Here is a 15,106-nt window from a genome sequence, read left to right as displayed (position 1 = left end):
TCGAAGGTGCAGCCGGGGGCGATGACGCCCCCGCTGTCCGGTGATCATCCCGCCGGCCTGAACGCAGGTCCCTCGAAGCGCAGCCCGGCTGCGCCACGTTCGACGCGGTCATGCGCCGCGTGGATGAGGCGCGCCTCGCCGGCGTCGGCTAGGCGCGCGCGGCCGTCCAGCAATGCGGCGAGACGCGCGAGCGCCAGCGCCTTGTTGCGATGCTGGGAGCGGCCGTCGCGCGCGACCGCGACCAGCCCCGTCGGCATGTGAACCGCGCGCACCGCGCTCTCGGTCTTGTTCTGGTGCTGGCCGCCGGGACCGCCGGCACGAAAGCTCTCGAACCGGACGTCGGTGGCCGCCAACGCCGCCATCCGCTCCGACGGGGGCAGATCGACGATGCCGACGAACCAGTTCTTGCGGCCGTGATGCGGCCGCAGCGGACTGCGGCACACCCAGAGCAGCGAGCCCTGCGTCCAGCGCCGCGCGAGGTCGGCCGCCGTCGGCCCGTCCAGCACGACGATCGCGCTGGCCGGCCCATGCCGGTCGGTCTGCTCTCGCGCGATCGCGCATTCGCAGTCCGCCGCCTCGGCCTCGTCGGCGAGCCGCTGCAGCGCATGCGCGACCGCGAGCCGGCATTCGGCCGGACCGCGCCCCGCCGTGAGGAGCAGCCGTCTCATCGCCGGTCCTCCCTGCGCGGCCGCTGGACGGCGATCTTCTTCACCGTCACCAGCGGGCGGAAGCTGGCGACGACGCGCGCCAGCCCGAATGCTTCGAGATCGGCGATCACGCCGACGATCGGCTTGTAGGCCTCCGGCGCCTCGTCGGCGAGCAGCGCGCGGTCCTCGCAGATCACGCGGCCGCCGAACGGATTGCGCGCGAGACGCTCGCGATCCGATCGCGTGGCGCCGACACGGCCGATCATCGAGCTCCGGTCGAACTTGCGACCGGCGCCATGCGCGATCGACCACAACGCCTCCTTTGGCGCTGACGCGAGCGGCGCGACCAGATAGGACAGCGCGCCGCGCGAGCCCGGCACGACGACGAGACCCTGGTCGGACGGCGCAGCCCCCTTTCGGTGCAACACGCCGTCTGCACGATGCTCGATGCAATTGTGCGAGCACGCGCAGACCGGATCGGCCTCACAGCGCAGGGCCGTCGCGGCCCGCTGCGCGATGACCTGCCGGTTCAGCGACGCCCAGCGCAGCGCGTGATCATGTGCTGCGAGATAGGCGTGGCCAGCCCCACTGTCCGGCGCGAGCGGCTTGAGGCCGTCGGCGATCTGCCGTTCGAGCAGCGCATGGCCGAGGCCGCGCGAGCCCGAATGCACCAGCAGATGGGCGCGGTCGCGATCGATGCCGCAGGACGGATCGAACACCTCCTCGACCGCCTGCAGCTCACAGAAGTGATTGCCTCCGCCGATCGTGCCGAGCGACGCATCGAAGTCGGACGGCGCAAGCTGATGAGCTGCGAGCTCGCTCACGATGTCGCCGTCATAGGGTGTGGCGACGTCGCGCAGCCGGTCGGCCGCCTTGTCGACGCGAATCCGGCGCGAAGCGAGGTCGAGCTGATACAGCGCCATGCCGCAGCCCGCATCGGAGCCGACGAAGGCCGGGTGGATATGGTCGGCGAGGATGGCGCAGCCGACGGGACCGAACTTGCCGGGATGCAGATCCGGCATGCCGGCGACAGCACGCACGCCACAGATGTCAGCCACGGTTTCGAGCTGGCGCGCAGCGGCGCCCTCGATCCAGGAGCTGGACGAGTAGAAGCCGTGGACCGGCGCACGGCCGTCCACGCGATGGGAATTGCCCATGTAAATACCTTGGAGAAAGATAGGGAGAACTGGTCAGGGACGATCAGCGCGCGCGGACGCACGCATGCCAGACCAAACCTCGCCTCACGCGAGGATCAGTCCCGGCGGCTCCTGGCGGAGCAACGGATGATCGCAGTCATCGTCTCTCTCCTGTGCGGCGGAGCCGAATGCTCGACGCCGGAGCGCGTAGTAATCACATCCCGATCATATTGGCAATGTGCGTCATTCAACCGATGTCCCGCTGTGACGTACAGGACACGGATGCCCCGTCGTTTTCGAGCAGCTCGCTTTCTCTCCGTCATTGCGAGGAGCGCAGCGACGAAGCAATCCAGGGCCCCGCGCACCACACTGGATTCTTCGCCGCGCTCGCACAGAATGGGTGGCATCGAAGATGGACGACGGCGCATCTGCCCGCAGCCGGCAGATCCAGGCACGTGCATCCTCGCGATCAGAACAGCGCGAGGAAATCGCCGAGGAAATAGATGATGGCCACCACGATCAGCGCGCCCATCAGCAAGAAGGAAAGCTGCACGGCGATCGCGCAGCCGCCCAGGGTCGTCGCCATCGCCGCGACGTGCCGCTCCTCGCGACGCAACTGACCCACGACGCCGAGAATGATCGCAAGCAAACCGAGCGAGACCGCGGCCACCGGCAATTGCTGGTGCAGGCGGTCGGTCCAGGACGTCTCGCGCGCCGGCGCCTGGTAGTCGACGCCCTTGATGCGCGCCATCAGGCGCTCCTTCACGCGATGTCCGACATCGACGATGACCTGGTCGATCGGCGGCGGCGGATCGATCACCGGCAGCACCCAATGCGGCAGAACCGCCGCGACCAGAGCAACAAGCCCGATCACGCAACCGATGATGCCCAGCCGGCGTGACTGAACGATCGTGTCTGTCATGGCTCAAAATCTCCGATGCGGGCGTGCTGCGTCTGCTTCGGTCGCGGCGGAAGGATTGCGAAACGTTAATCTCGTCATCGTCACCGCGGAAAGGACCCAACCCCCGCAAGCCTGAACGCCTGGATCATGCGTCGGCCGCCGGAGCTCTCCGGTTCAATCCCTCCGATCCGCCCAAGCTCATAGCAAGCGCGTCGCAAGGTGCTGCGCCTCCCAGCCTTCGAGAAATTCCCGCTGCTGCGTGACCCAGCGGACATTCTCGCTACCCCATTCGCGCGAACGGCTGGCCTGCTCGCCCATCAGCCAGAAGTGCCTGACGGTCACGAAGGCATGCGCGGCCTCGAAATCAGCGGCCGAGATCGGGCGGACCGAGCGGTAGCCGTCGACGAAGGCGTGCCACGCCGCATGAAAGCGCCGGCCGAACGACAGCTTGGCCCACAGGAACACGGCCAGGTCATAGGCCAGATAGCCGGGACCGCCGTCGTCGAAGTCGAAGAACACGGCCTCGCCGCCGGCGCCGATGCGCGCATTGAAGCCGTGGCAGTCGCCGTGACAATGCGTCCATGTCAGGCCCTCCATCGCCTCGATCCGTGCGGCGGTTCGCTCCGCGATGTCCTGGAGAAAGCCGCCATCATCGGCATCGATCAGACTGCAGAGCTGTTGAACGCGCGCGAGCGGCCGGTGCAGCAGATGGTCGAGGTCCAGAAGATAGAGCGGCGCTTCGGGCCGATAGGACATCGCCGCCGCGTGCACTCGGGCAAGCGTCACGCCGTTGGCGCGCGCGTCGCTCTGCGATGCGACCTCCGGGGTCCGTCCCTCGATGGCGTGAAACAGCACGCCTTCGCGGCCGCCTTCCGCCGCCTCGCCGCGTACGAACAGCGCGCCGTCGCGTGCCGGAACCGCCGCGGCCACCGGCACGCCGCAGCGCGCGAGATGTGCGAGGAAGTCGGTCTCGGTGCGGACATCGGCCGGGCCGCGGGCGCGGTGATGCGACAGACGGAAGACGTAGCGTGCGCCCGTTGCGGATATAATCAGATAGACGTCGTTGAAGCCGCGGTTCATCAGGCGGCACGCGAGCGGCTCTGATAGCGCGTAGTGTGTTGCCACGAAGCGGCCCACGCTCTCGGCGCCGGTCGTGGTGTAGATCGGCTCGAAGTCGGGCACGTCGCGTGTTCCGGATTGTGGAGACGCTGGCATCCTAGGCGGCTGCCGTCCGCAGTGAAAGCCGGGACGGGCACGAGCAATCCATCGCATTGGCGTAGGCAGGTTGGACCGGGCTGCCCGTCGGGCAAATCGATCGAGGTGGCGAGCGCAATCTGCCGCTGATGTCCAGTCCGCCTGCGAAAAATATTCTTGTTTCGTTTTTCCGGAAATCATGCTTATCTCCCGCGCATCCCGCCTCATGCAGAGAGGGGCGTACGCGTCGTCACGATACGCGGGGGCGGGGAGTGGTGGCCGTCGCGAGGTCGGGCGCGTTCGCGCGCAAGACGGCTGATGTCGTGGCGGACGGTCAAGCCGTGTGGTCCTGGCGCCCCGAAGCTGGCGCCAAGCTTGCGATCACGTTCGTGCGTGGTTGCGAGCGACGGGGGCAAACAAGCCGGTCCCCGGGGAGAGCGCGGAGCAGCCGTGAAAACCATCGCGCAGGGAAGGCCGGGTCGCTCCGGCTGAACCTGTGGTTCCTGCCCCGTGCATTTTCTCCGCACGGGGCCACGGGCCTCGGCCGAGGCTCGGTCTTCCCTGCGCCCTCTCGTTTCGAGAGGAGATCGATCAGCGCAGCTCGGGCCCATCGCGCCGCGAGAACGCGCAGTCATGTCTTGACGCGGCGCATCTCAAGTTGGCCGATGGCCGTGAAGGCGAACGCGCCTCGCGAAGAAGGCCCGGCGGCCGAATGCCGCAGCAGCCGGCCGCGGGCGCGCGCTCCGGATTGACCGGGATCAAGAGCGCTCGCGCTTGCTCCCTTAAGCCCCTACAACTCTGTTGTTCGTCGTGATCAAGAATGGACGTCGTGGTGCCGCAAGATCCAATCGTGCCTCCATCTGGCTTGCGGCGGCGGCTCGGACTGCCGCTGCTGGTCCTCTACGGCACGGGCGTGACCGTCGGGGCCGGCATCTACGTCCTGATCGGCGCGGTCGCCGGTCATGCAGGTGTCCATTCCTCCTGGGCGTTTGCGCTGGCGGCCTTCGTGATGGCGTTCACCGCCGCCTCCTATGCCGAGCTTGCGACCCGCTATCCCGTGAGCGCCGGCGAGGCCGCCTATGTCCGCGCGGCCTTCAAGTCGCGGCTGCTCTCGACGGCGGTCGGCTCGCTGCGACTCGCCACCGGCATCATCGCGGCGGCCGCGGTGACGCTCGGCGGCGCCGGCTACATCCGGCAACTGATCGATCTGCCGACGCCGCTGATCGCGATGGCCATCGTGGTCGCGCTCGGCATCGTGGCGTCCTGGGGCATTCTCGAATCGGTGATGCTCGCCGGACTGCTGACCTTGATCGAGACCGGCGGACTGGTGTGGATCGTCGTCTCGGCCGTTCACTCCGGCGTCGCGTTCGGCCCTGCCTTGCTGACGCCGCCGCCGCTCGATCTCGGCGTTCTTTCCGGCATCACCTTCGCCGGCCTGCTCGCGTTCTTCGCCTTCGTCGGCTTCGAGGACCTCGCCAACGTCGTGGAGGAGGCCAAGAGCCCGCAGCGAAGCATTCCGTGGGCGATGGCGCTCACGCTGCTGATCACCTCCGTGCTGTATGTGCTGATTGCTGCGATCGCGGTGACCGCCGTGGCGCCGGGCATGCTGTCGGCCTCTCCGGCGCCGCTCAGCCTGGTGTTCAATGCCGTCGCAGGCATCAGCCCCGCCACCTTCACCGCGATTGCGATCGTGTCCACGCTCAACACCATTCTCGCTCAGATGACGATGACGGCGCGCGTCGTCTATGGCATGGCGGGGCAGGGCGACCTGCCGCGCATCGCCGGCCGCGTCGATCCGCGCACCGGAACGCCGCTGATCGCAACCGGCCTCGTCATGCTGGCGGTCGCGATCCTCGCGCTGGCCTTCCCGCTGGAGCGGCTGGCGGAAGGCACCTCGCTCGCGACGCTGACGATCTTCGCCATCGTCAATCTGTGCCTGCTCCGTATCCGCATCTGGCGCATCGGATCGGATGCCGCCCATGTGCGGGTGCCGCTATGGGTCCCCGCACTTGGTCTCATCACGTGTATGCTGATGATCGTCAGCGCGTTCGTCGCGGCCTGAGCGGACCGATGGGAAACCTTGCGGCGATGTACCGGGTTGCCCGATGTCCCCCGGCGCAGACCTGGCGGTTTGACGTAGGACCATGTCGATGCCGGATCTCATGAGCCTCAGTCCCGCGATCATCGCGATCGTCGTCGCGCTCGGCATCGGGTTGCTGATCGGCTTGGAGCGCGAGCGCCGCAAGGGCGAAGGGCCCGGGCGCTCGCCCGCGGGCTTGCGAACCTTTGCCGTCGCGTCGCTGGCCGGCGCGGTGAGCATGCTGATCGGCGGCAAGCTGCTGCTGGCCGTCGTCACCGCTGGAATCATGGTCCTCACGGCGATCGCCTATTGGCGTTCGCGCAGCGACGATCCGGGACTGACCTCGGAGGCGGCGCTGATCCTGACCGTCCTGCTCGGCGGCCTCGCCACCGAGCAACCTGCTCTGGCGGCGGGCGTCGCCGTCGTGCTGGCGGTGCTGTTGGCGGCCCGGCCGGTGCTGCACGACTTCGTCCGTTCGGTGCTCAGCGAGAGCGAGCTCAAGGACGGCCTGATCTTTGCCGCGGCCACGCTGGTCGTGCTGCCTCTGCTCCCGGATCAGCCGATCGGTCCGTACGGCGCGCTCAATCTGCGCAGCATCTGGACGCTCGTCGTCCTGATGATGGCGATCGGTGCCGCCGGACATGTCTCGATGCGGCTGCTCGGCGCACGCGGCGGGCTCGCCGTGTCCGGCTTCGCCTCGGGCTTCGTCTCCAGCACGGCCACGATCGGCGCGATGGGCGCACGGGCGCGCAAGGCGCCGGAGCTTGGCGGCGCCGCAGCCGCCGGCGCGGCATTGTCGACGGTCGCGACCATCGCCCAGCTCGCCGCGGTGCTGGCCGTCACCAGCCTCCCGGCGCTGCAGGCGCTGCTGGTCCCGCTGCTCTGCGCCGGCGCGGCGGCGGCGATCTACGGCGCGATCTTCACGATCGTCGGGTTGCGGCAGAGCGGTTCCGCCGACCTGCCGCCCGGACACGCCTTCAGCCTGCTGGGCGCGCTGTTGCTGGCGCTGACGATCTCTGCGGTGCTGGTGCTGTCGGCCGCGTTGCGCGAGGCGTTCGGCGAAGCCGGCCTGGTGGCGAGCGCTGCCGTCGCCGGTCTCGTCGATACCCATGCGCCGGCGGTGGCCGCGGCTGCGCTTGCCGCGTCGGGCAAGATCGGCGCCGCCGATGCCGTGGCTCCGGTGCTCGCGGCGCTGTCGGCGAACACGATCAGCAAGATCGTGGTGGCGTGGACCAGCGGCGGGTCGTCCTTCGCCCTGCGCCTCGTCCCCGGCCTCGTCCTCGTCATCGCAGCCGCCTGGGCCGGCGCCTTCGGACCGAGCCTTGCCCATGGTCTTGCCGATGTGCTGGTCCATCCGTGAGCGCGACGTCCGCGCAGCACCTACGCGCTGCGCGGCAAGCGCTCGACCGCGGCAGCAGCACCGCTGCGATGCTGGACGAGCCACGCGATGGCGTCGTCCTCCTTCATCGGCTTGCCATACAGCCAGCCCTGTCCGTAGGAGCAGCCGAGCATGCGAAGGCACTCGGCGTCCGCCTCGCTCTCGACGCCCTCGGCGATCATGCGGTGGCCGAGCGGCAGCGCCACCGCGGTGATGGCGGCGACGAGCTGCTGATCCCGTCGGTTGCCGGCGATGCCGTGGATGAAGGAGCGGTCGATCTTGATGGTGTCGATCTCGACCGCCATCAGGTTGGCGATCGAGGAATGGCCGACGCCGAAATCGTCGATCGCAAGACCAAAGCCGTATTGGTCGATCAGCTTCAATTCGTCGGCGCAGCGCTTGGGATCGAACATCGCCTCTTCGGTCACCTCGATCTCGATCCGGTGGGGATCGACGCCGTAGCGCTCGGAGACGGTCTTGAGGGTCTGCGCCGGCGAGTGAAGCGGGAATTCCCGCGGCGAGACGTTGATCGATACCCGGATGCCGTGCGCCTTCTTGCGGTCGAGCGCGCGCAGGAACGCGCAGACGCGCTCGCCCACGAACTCCGTGAGCTGGCCGGACAGGCGCAATCGGATCGCCGCGGACACGATGTCCGGCGGCGGGATCAGTCCGGCGCTCGGGTGCTTCCAGCGCAGCAGCGCCTCGAAGCCGATGACCTCCTGCGTGGCCATCGCGACCTGGGGCTGGAATTCGACGTGGAGCTCGCGGCGGGCCAGCGCGGCGGGGAGCTCGGCATCGAGCCGGCGCTGCTGCGTCAGCTCGGACTGCATCTTGGCGTCGAACACGCGCATGCAGGCGCGGCCGTCGTCCTTGGCGCGATAGAGCGCGACGTCGGCGCGGGCGGAGAGCTCTTCCAGATCGATCGGGCCTTCCGCATGCGCCGCGATGCCGATCGAGCAGCTCACGGGCAGCACCTGGCCCGCGATCGCGAGCGGCTGCGCAAGGGCGGCCATCAGCCATTCGGCGAGTGCGACGGACCGGCTCGCCACGTCGTCGCCCTGCATGACGACGACGAACTCGTCGCCGCCCAGGCGGACCGGCAGATCGTCGCCGCGGCAGGCGGATTGCAGCAGCGCGGCGATGGCCTGAATGACCCGGTCGCCGGCATCGTGGCCGCGCGCGTCGTTGATGGTCTTGAAGTTGTCGACGTCGATCAGGAGGAATGCGACCCCGCGTCCGGAACGGCACGCCGCGGCGGCCACGGTGCGGAAATGGCTGCGATTGGCGAGCCCGGTGAGCGAGTCCGTGCGAACCAGACGCTCCAAAGCGTGGTTGGCCTCGGCGACGGATTCCGCCAGCACGGTCGCCTCGATGGCGGTCTTCTGGCTCGCGATGAAGTTGCGCTCGCCGAGCCGCGCTGCGCGGAACAGCATGAAGGTCAGGAAGGCGACGTCGACCGCGACGATGTAGTCGACGTCGCTGCCCGAGATCAGCATCCGCAGCACGGTCGCGCCCATCAGCGGCGCGCCGAACGCGATCGCCATCCTCGAATAGGCGAGACTCTGGATGATGGCTCCGGTGGTGGTGCCGGCCATGATGAAGACGACGTCGTTGACGTTGTGCGCGTGGGAGAAGGCCGGCAGCGCGATCGGGACGATCGCCCACAGCACGCCGCTGGCGAAAGCCATGATGGTGAGATTGCGCAGCACGCGCTGTGGATCGCGCTCGATCCGTCCGGACGATTTCAGGTACGACACCCATCCGGCGCGGAACGCGGCGAAGACGATGGCGGCGCCCAGCCACCAGAAGATGAGGGTGCCGCCCTCCCTGAGATACAGCAGCAGCGCCAGCGACGTTGCGATCGCCACATTGGCGAACATCGTGAGGGAAATGTTCTGCAGCGAGCTGGCTGCCTGGGCTTTCGCGAGCGCCGCCGCTTTGCACTCGGTGGTTGCGGTCTGCATGCGCGGAACGGACGGCCCTGCTGGATCGGTGACGGAAGCGGGCAGCCATGGCGGCGGCCCATGCGGCAACGCGCGAGCATGCTGAACAGGGACCTAAAGTGGAGTTAATCCAGTCCGATATATGGCCGGACGGCCGGGCCATTCGGGCCTGCGGATCTGGCGGCCGGGCGTTCGCAGACTCCAGCGAGAGCAGCATGTCGCCGCCGCCGGGGCGATGTCCAGCATCAACACCGACAACGGGCCGATCCGCTACGGATCGAGCTCGGTGTCCCAATAGAGATAGTCGAGCCAGCTGTCGTGCAGGTAGTTCGGCGGGAACAGCCGGCCGTTGCGATGGAGCTGGTGGACGGTTGGCGCATAGGGCGCCTGCTTGGGGAACATCTTGGCCTGCTGTGGCGTCAGATTGCCCTTCTTCAGATTGCAGGGCGAGCAGGCGGCCACGACGTTCTCCCAGGTGGTCTGGCCACCCTTGCTGCGGGGGATGACGTGATCGAAGGTCAGGTCGTCGCCGGAGTGGCAGTACTGGCAGGCGAAACGGTCGCGGAGGAAGACGTTGAAGCGGGTGAAGGCCGGATGCGTCGACGGCTTTACGAAGGATTTCAGCGAAACCACGCTGGGCAGCTGGATTTCGAAGGACGGACTTCGGATCGCGCGGTCGTAGTATTCGACAATGTTGACGCGATCGAGAAACACTGCCTTGATCGCGTCTTGCCACGACCAGAGAGACAGCGGGTAGTAACTCAGCGGCCGGAAGTCCGCGTTCAGCACCAACACCGGCCAACCGCCTTGCGAGACATGTGCGTTCAAGTAACGCTCCTGGCCTCCATAACGGCTGCGAAGCAGCATGCCCTGACATACTACATGCAGCGTGACGGGATTGTGAAGCCCCAAGAATGGCTTGACATGGCTTCTCCCGCCTTTGGAGCTGCCGTCCAAAGCGCGTCAGAACCGTGGCAGAGCGCCCGATCGCCGCACTGCAAATCAGTTGCATCTCTTCCGGCGCGACGACGACCAGCAGGACGACCAAGGTCAGCCCGGGACCCGCTCCAGCTTCTGCAGGCAGCGGTGGATCCTGACCTCGTCCGGCATCGGCCGGTCCGGGAAGCTCGTGCTCCAGTTGGTGACGCCGACCTCGCCGACATAGATGTCGCCGCGGCTGTCAATGGCGAGGCCGTGCGGGGCCAGGAAGCGGCCGGTTTCCAGGCCCGGACCGTGCTCGCCGCCGAGCCGGGCGATGCGCTGGCCGGTGGCGTCGGTGATGGTCAGCCGCGGTCCGAGATTGGGAACGTTGAGGTTGACCGGCATGCCGGGGCCGAGCTCGCCGATGATGAAGGTCTTGCGCCCCGCGCCGCAGGCGCACAGCGCGCAGGGCCGATGCAGATTGTTCCACTGTGTCTCGTAGCGGCCGTCGCCGTCGAAGATCTGGATGCGGTGGTTCTCGCGATCGGCGACGTAGACAAAACCGTCGGCATCGGTCGCGATGTTGTGAACGATGTTGAACTGGCCGGGATCGGAGCCGGGCTCGCCCCAGCTGCGGATCAGCCGGCCGTCGGGTGTGTATTTGTGGACCCGCGCATTGCCGTAGCCGTCGGAAACGTAGATCTCGCCCGAGGGCGACAGCGCGGTGTGGGTGCAGCGGTTGAACGGCTCGCCGCTCATGAACGGCGTCGGACGCTCCGGCAGGCCGATGGTCAGCAGCACCTTGCCGTCATCCGTGCATTTGCGCACGGTGTGGTCGCCATCGTCGGTGCAGTAGAGATTGTCCTCGCTGTCGATCGACAAGCCGTGGGCGCGGCTGAACAGGCCCTCGCCCCAGCTCTTGATGAAATTGCCGTCGCGGTCGAACACGATCATCGGATGGGCGCCGCGATTGAAGGCGTAGACGCGATCCTTGCTGTCAACGGCAACCGAGGCGACGTCGGTGAGCGCCCAGCCCTCGGGCAGCTTGGCCCAGTCCTTGACGACGCGATAGCTGTAATTGCCCGTTCCGAGAATGGACATCGCCTCGCCTCCCTGCCTCTGCGCAACCTCAGTCCGGGCAACGCTACACGGGTTTGGTCGCGGGTGAAAACCTGCTTACGTCGCCATCGTCAGCATGTGGCCCTCATGCGGCGGAATATGACCTTGCAAGGTGTCGAGATAGACGCGCTGTACGGCCTCCGGTCCGCGTCCTTCCGTGATCGTGAGCCAGCCGTCGAGCCGCGGGGCGAAGTCCCGCCACGCCGCGCCGAGCCGGCTTTCGATGCCGCCGGGTCCCCATTCCCTGGCACGCTTCCTGATCTGGTCGGGCGCGAAGAACCAGGTGGGCGGGGCACCGGGAAGCATCTCTGCATCATCGCTGCCGTCCTGATGCGTCAGCCCGACGCGGCCGGAATAGACGAGGTTGTCGCCGTAGTGCCGATGCAGCGCGGCGCGGAGGCTGGCGTTGCCGGCCATGTCGACGAACGCCGCGCGCACCCCAGCGTCGAGCCCGTTGACCGCGTCGTAGGTCACGACCGCGTCGTAGCAGCCGAGCGAGCGGACGAAGGCCGCATTCGATGGCGAGGTCAGCCCGATCACGCGGATGCCCTTGCGCCGCGTATGCAGGAGGTGGGCGAGACCGAACGCGGTCTTGCTCGAGGCCGAGGACAGGATGACGGTTGTGGCGCCGAAATGAGCCTGTTCGGCGAGAAAGTCGTCGACCAGGAACGACAGCATGAACAGCGGGCGCAGCAGCGCCTGATCATCGCCTTGCCGTCCGGCAAAGGCGGGATCGTCGCCCACCCGCGCATAGGCGTTGTAGACCGGCGCGACGCCCTGGCGGTGCGCGGCCGCGTCGCGCAGGCCGCGCTTGCCGACGTCGGCGGCCTCGATGACGAGATGCGTCGCCATCGGGAAGTAGCCGAACAGGCGCTCGCCTTGCGCGACGGCAGGATGGCGGGACGCGATCACGTCGCCGAAGCCCCACACGGGAATGATGCCGAAGCCGTCGGGCGCGGGAAACAGTTGCCAATATTTCAACTGCTCGCCGAGCAGCGCGTAGGTGATGTTGTTGGCGGTGAAGGCGAAGCGGTCGACCTTCACCAGCAGCGCCTCGGCAGGAAGCGCGTCGCCATCGGGAAGCTCGGTGACGATCGTCTTGCACTGCTGCAGATCGCCGCGTGCGACGATGAAATCGGACGATTGCATGATGAAGACCTCGGCCGTTCGTTTGCTGTGCGTCGTGGCGCGATCCTGGCCGACATCGATGACCGTTTTGCAACCCCAACTTTGTTTGAAACGCCGTTCACCGGAGTTGTTAGTTCGCCGGCGTGATCACGCCCTCGCGCTTCTTGACCACGCGGTAATAGCTCCACCACAGGTGCGCCGCCGCGCCGCGCAGCGGGCGCCAGCCTTCCGCAAGCGGCATCATCTGCTTGGCCGTAGGCCGCGTCGCAAGCCCGAGCCCGACCTTGACCGCCTCCTGCACGGCGAGGTCGCCGGACGGCCAGGCGTCGCCATGGCCGAGGCAGAACAGCAGGTAGACGTCGGCGGTCCACGGCCCGATGCCGGGCAGGGCGGTCAGGGTGGCGTGCGCGGCGTCGGCGTCCTCATTGGCGAGCACGTCGAGGTTCAGCCGCCCGGCGCCGAGCTCATGCGCGATGTGCTTCAGCGTCTTGATCTTGGCGGCAGAGAGGCCGAGCCGTCCCAGCCGGTCGGCTCGGGCGCGGCGGACGGCGTCGGCATCGAACGGATCGAATGCCGCCTGCAGCCGGCCCCAGATCGCGGCCGCGCTCGCGGTCGAGAGCTGCTGGCCGCAGACGATGTGGGCGATCCCGGCGAAGCCCGGCTCACGCCTCCGGAGCGCCGGCATGCCGGTCGCTTCGAGGACGGGCGCCAGCCGCGCGTCCTGCTTCACCAGGTCGCGGATCGCGTCCTCGAGAACGGCTTGGCTGTCGAGGTGAAGGGTCATGGCGTCGCCGAACGCAAGGCTGGGCCATGTCGCGCCGGGTGGACGGCAGGAAGGCCCAGGGCTAAGGCAGCATCAGTCACGGCTGGAACTCTCATGAGCTTGCGTAGCATCCCCTCCGACATGGCCCGCCACAAGGTCGCCGGGATCGACTCCCTGCTGGATCGCGTCGTTGCCGAGTACGGCGTGTTTCTGCCGCTCGCCATCGAGAGCGGCAGCCGCGCCTGGGGCTTTGCCTCGCCCGACAGCGACTATGATTGCCGTTTCGTCTATGTGCGGCGCGCCGCCGATCATATCAAGCCATGGCCGGTGCGCGACGTCATCGAGTTTCCGCTCGAAGATGATTACGACGCCAACGGCTGGGACCTGGCCAAGGCGGTACAGCTGCTGCTGAAGGGCAATGCGGTCATCATCGAATGGCTGCGGTCGCCGGTGGTGTATCGTGGCTCCGCTTGGTTTCGTGATGACTTTCTCGCCTTCGCCAGGAGCGTGGCGAGCCGCGATGCCGTGGCGCGGCACTATCTGCATCTCGGTGAACGGCAACGCCGCGCGTATTTCGGCGACGGCACGGAGGTTGCGCAGAAGAAGATCTTCTATGCGCTGCGGCCAGCCGCGACGCTGCGCTGGCTGCGCCTGCACCCAAGGGAAGCGGTGGCGCCGATGCATTTTCCGACCTTGATGGCGGAGTGCGATCCGCCCGCGGCCTTGCAGGCGGAGGTGGCCGAGCTGATGCAGCGGAAAGCCTCGACCCGCGAGCTCGGCATCGCACCGCTGCCGCCCGTGGTGGCCGCGTTCGTCGATGCCGAGTTCGAGCTGGCCCGGTCGGCCTTCAGCGAATGCCGCAGCAGTACGGCCGAGATGATGCAGCAGGCAGAGCACTTCTATCGGACCGTGGTCGAGCGTCTGGAACGCGAAACGCAGGCAGGAGAGGCGCAGGGCTCTGTGGCGTCGAACTCATCATGATGCCACCCGTTTTCCGATTTGCCCCCAGCCCCAACGGCTATCTGCATCTCGGCCACGCTTTTTCGGCGCTGTTGAACTTCCAATGCGCGCAGCGGAGCGGCGGCCGCTTGCTGCTGCGCATCGAGGACATCGATCCGACCCGCTGCCGCCCCGAGTTCGAGCAGGCGATCTATGAGGACCTCGCCTGGCTCGGCATCGCCTGGGAGCAGCCGGTGCGGCGGCAATCGGAGCACCTTGCCGAGTACCGCGCTGCGCTGGACCGGCTGCGGGGCATGGGGCTGGTCTATCCGAGCTTCGAGAGCCGGGCCGAGGCCGCGCGGATGGTCGCGCAACGGGATGCAGAGGGGGCTTGGCCGCGCGATCCGGATGGCGCGCCGCTCTATCCGGGGACGGCGACCTCGCTCTCCGAGGCGCGCCGTGCGGCACTGATGGCCAGCGGCGCGCCCTATGCCTTGCGGCTCGACATGGCCGCCGCGGTCGCGCGCGCCGGCCGGCCGGCCTGGGACGAGCATGGCGCCGGGCCTTCGGGCGAGAGTGGCAGGGTCGAAGCAAGGCCGGAGGCCTGGGGGGATGTGGTTCTGGCGCGCAAGGAGACGCCGACCAGTTATCACCTCTCCGTCGTGCTCGACGATGCCCTGCAGGGGGTGACCGAGGTGGTGCGTGGGCAGGACCTGTTTCATGCCACGAGCGTGCACCGGCTGCTGCAGGTCCTGCTCGGCCTGCCGGCTCCGGCCTATCGGCATCACCAACTGATTCGCGACGCGCAGGGCCACAAGCTGTCCAAGTCCTCCCGGGCAACGGGATTGCGCGCCTTGCGTGCGGAAGGCGTCTCGCCGGCGGAAATCCGACACAGGATCGGCATGGTCTAGCCGCGTCCTGCCGCAAGCCCCGATGTCTCCCAACGTTTCCGGCGGG

General features: G+C 67.8%; 13 protein-coding genes. 4 read left to right on the top strand and 9 right to left on the bottom strand.

Annotated features, from left to right (window positions below):
* Nucleotides 1–44: 44 nt before the first annotated feature.
* The 4 genes from prfH to QX094_RS08060 form a co-directional block, all read right to left on the bottom strand.
* Nucleotides 45–668 (bottom strand): peptide chain release factor H, encoded by a 624-nt coding sequence (gene prfH, locus QX094_RS08075; protein ID WP_315716205.1) that lies wholly within the window; start codon nt 666–668, stop codon nt 45–47.
* Nucleotides 665–1,804, bottom strand: coding sequence for an RNA ligase RtcB family protein (locus QX094_RS08070; protein WP_316187766.1), 1,140 nt, complete (start codon nt 1,802–1,804; stop codon nt 665–667). The genes prfH and QX094_RS08070 overlap by 4 nt, the downstream gene beginning before the upstream one ends.
* Nucleotides 1,805–2,252: 448 nt before the next feature.
* Nucleotides 2,253–2,705, bottom strand: coding sequence for a hypothetical protein (locus QX094_RS08065; protein WP_316187765.1), 453 nt, complete (start codon nt 2,703–2,705; stop codon nt 2,253–2,255).
* 177 nt (nt 2,706–2,882) lie between these two features.
* Nucleotides 2,883–3,866 (bottom strand): phosphotransferase enzyme family protein, encoded by a 984-nt coding sequence (locus QX094_RS08060; protein WP_316187764.1) that lies wholly within the window; start codon nt 3,864–3,866, stop codon nt 2,883–2,885.
* Nucleotides 3,867–4,728: 862 nt separating this feature from the next.
* On the opposite strand from QX094_RS08060, the gene QX094_RS08055 reads away from it, so the two are divergent.
* Together QX094_RS08055 and QX094_RS08050 are read left to right on the top strand one after the other, a co-directional pair.
* The gene (locus tag QX094_RS08055) at nt 4,729–5,940 is read left to right on the top strand and encodes an APC family permease (RefSeq protein WP_315753885.1); all 1,212 of its coding nucleotides are present in this window, start codon (nt 4,729–4,731) and stop codon (nt 5,938–5,940) included.
* Between the two features lie 82 nt (nt 5,941–6,022).
* A complete protein-coding gene (locus tag QX094_RS08050; RefSeq protein ID WP_316186182.1) occupies nt 6,023–7,318 on the top strand; it encodes an MgtC/SapB family protein in 1,296 nt (431 codons plus the stop codon).
* Between the two features lie 20 nt (nt 7,319–7,338).
* Here the strand turns inward: QX094_RS08050 and QX094_RS08045 are convergent, their stop codons facing one another.
* The 5 genes from QX094_RS08045 to QX094_RS08025 all read right to left on the bottom strand — a co-directional run bounded on the left by QX094_RS08045 (nt 7,339) and on the right by QX094_RS08025 (nt 13,231).
* Nucleotides 7,339–9,300: a putative bifunctional diguanylate cyclase/phosphodiesterase gene (locus QX094_RS08045; protein WP_315753881.1), complete on the bottom strand. Its 1,962-nt coding sequence runs from the start codon at nt 9,298–9,300 to the stop codon at nt 7,339–7,341.
* Between the two features lie 249 nt (nt 9,301–9,549).
* Complete coding sequence (locus QX094_RS08040) at nt 9,550–10,107, bottom strand: HNH endonuclease (protein ID WP_006610584.1); 558 nt, start codon at nt 10,105–10,107, stop codon at nt 9,550–9,552.
* A gap of 222 nt (nt 10,108–10,329) precedes the next feature.
* Nucleotides 10,330–11,301 (bottom strand): peptidyl-alpha-hydroxyglycine alpha-amidating lyase family protein, encoded by a 972-nt coding sequence (locus QX094_RS08035; protein WP_316186180.1) that lies wholly within the window; start codon nt 11,299–11,301, stop codon nt 10,330–10,332.
* Between the two features lie 75 nt (nt 11,302–11,376).
* Nucleotides 11,377–12,468, bottom strand: a complete 1,092-nt coding sequence (locus tag QX094_RS08030) for a DUF2855 family protein (RefSeq protein ID WP_316186179.1) — start codon at nt 12,466–12,468, stop codon at nt 11,377–11,379.
* 109 nt (nt 12,469–12,577) lie between these two features.
* The gene (locus tag QX094_RS08025; RefSeq protein ID WP_316186178.1) at nt 12,578–13,231 is read right to left on the bottom strand and encodes a DNA-3-methyladenine glycosylase 2 family protein; all 654 of its coding nucleotides are present in this window, start codon (nt 13,229–13,231) and stop codon (nt 12,578–12,580) included.
* A 93-nt stretch (nt 13,232–13,324) separates the two neighbouring features.
* Here QX094_RS08025 and QX094_RS08020 point away from each other — a divergent pair, with 93 nt between their 5' ends.
* Entirely contained in the window at nt 13,325–14,191 is an 867-nt protein-coding gene (locus tag QX094_RS08020) for a nucleotidyltransferase domain-containing protein (protein ID WP_316186177.1), read from the top strand.
* Entirely contained in the window at nt 14,191–15,060 is an 870-nt protein-coding gene (gene gluQRS, locus QX094_RS08015; protein ID WP_316171837.1) for a tRNA glutamyl-Q(34) synthetase GluQRS, read from the top strand. The genes QX094_RS08020 and gluQRS overlap by 1 nt, the downstream gene beginning before the upstream one ends.
* Nucleotides 15,061–15,106: the final 46 nt, after the last annotated feature.

The organism is Bradyrhizobium sp. SZCCHNS1050 (genome assembly GCF_032484785.1).
Lineage (GTDB): Bacteria > Pseudomonadota > Alphaproteobacteria > Rhizobiales > Xanthobacteraceae > Bradyrhizobium.
The sequence above is the reverse complement of the archived record's forward strand: the minus strand, read 5'-3'. Positions and strand labels throughout refer to the sequence as shown.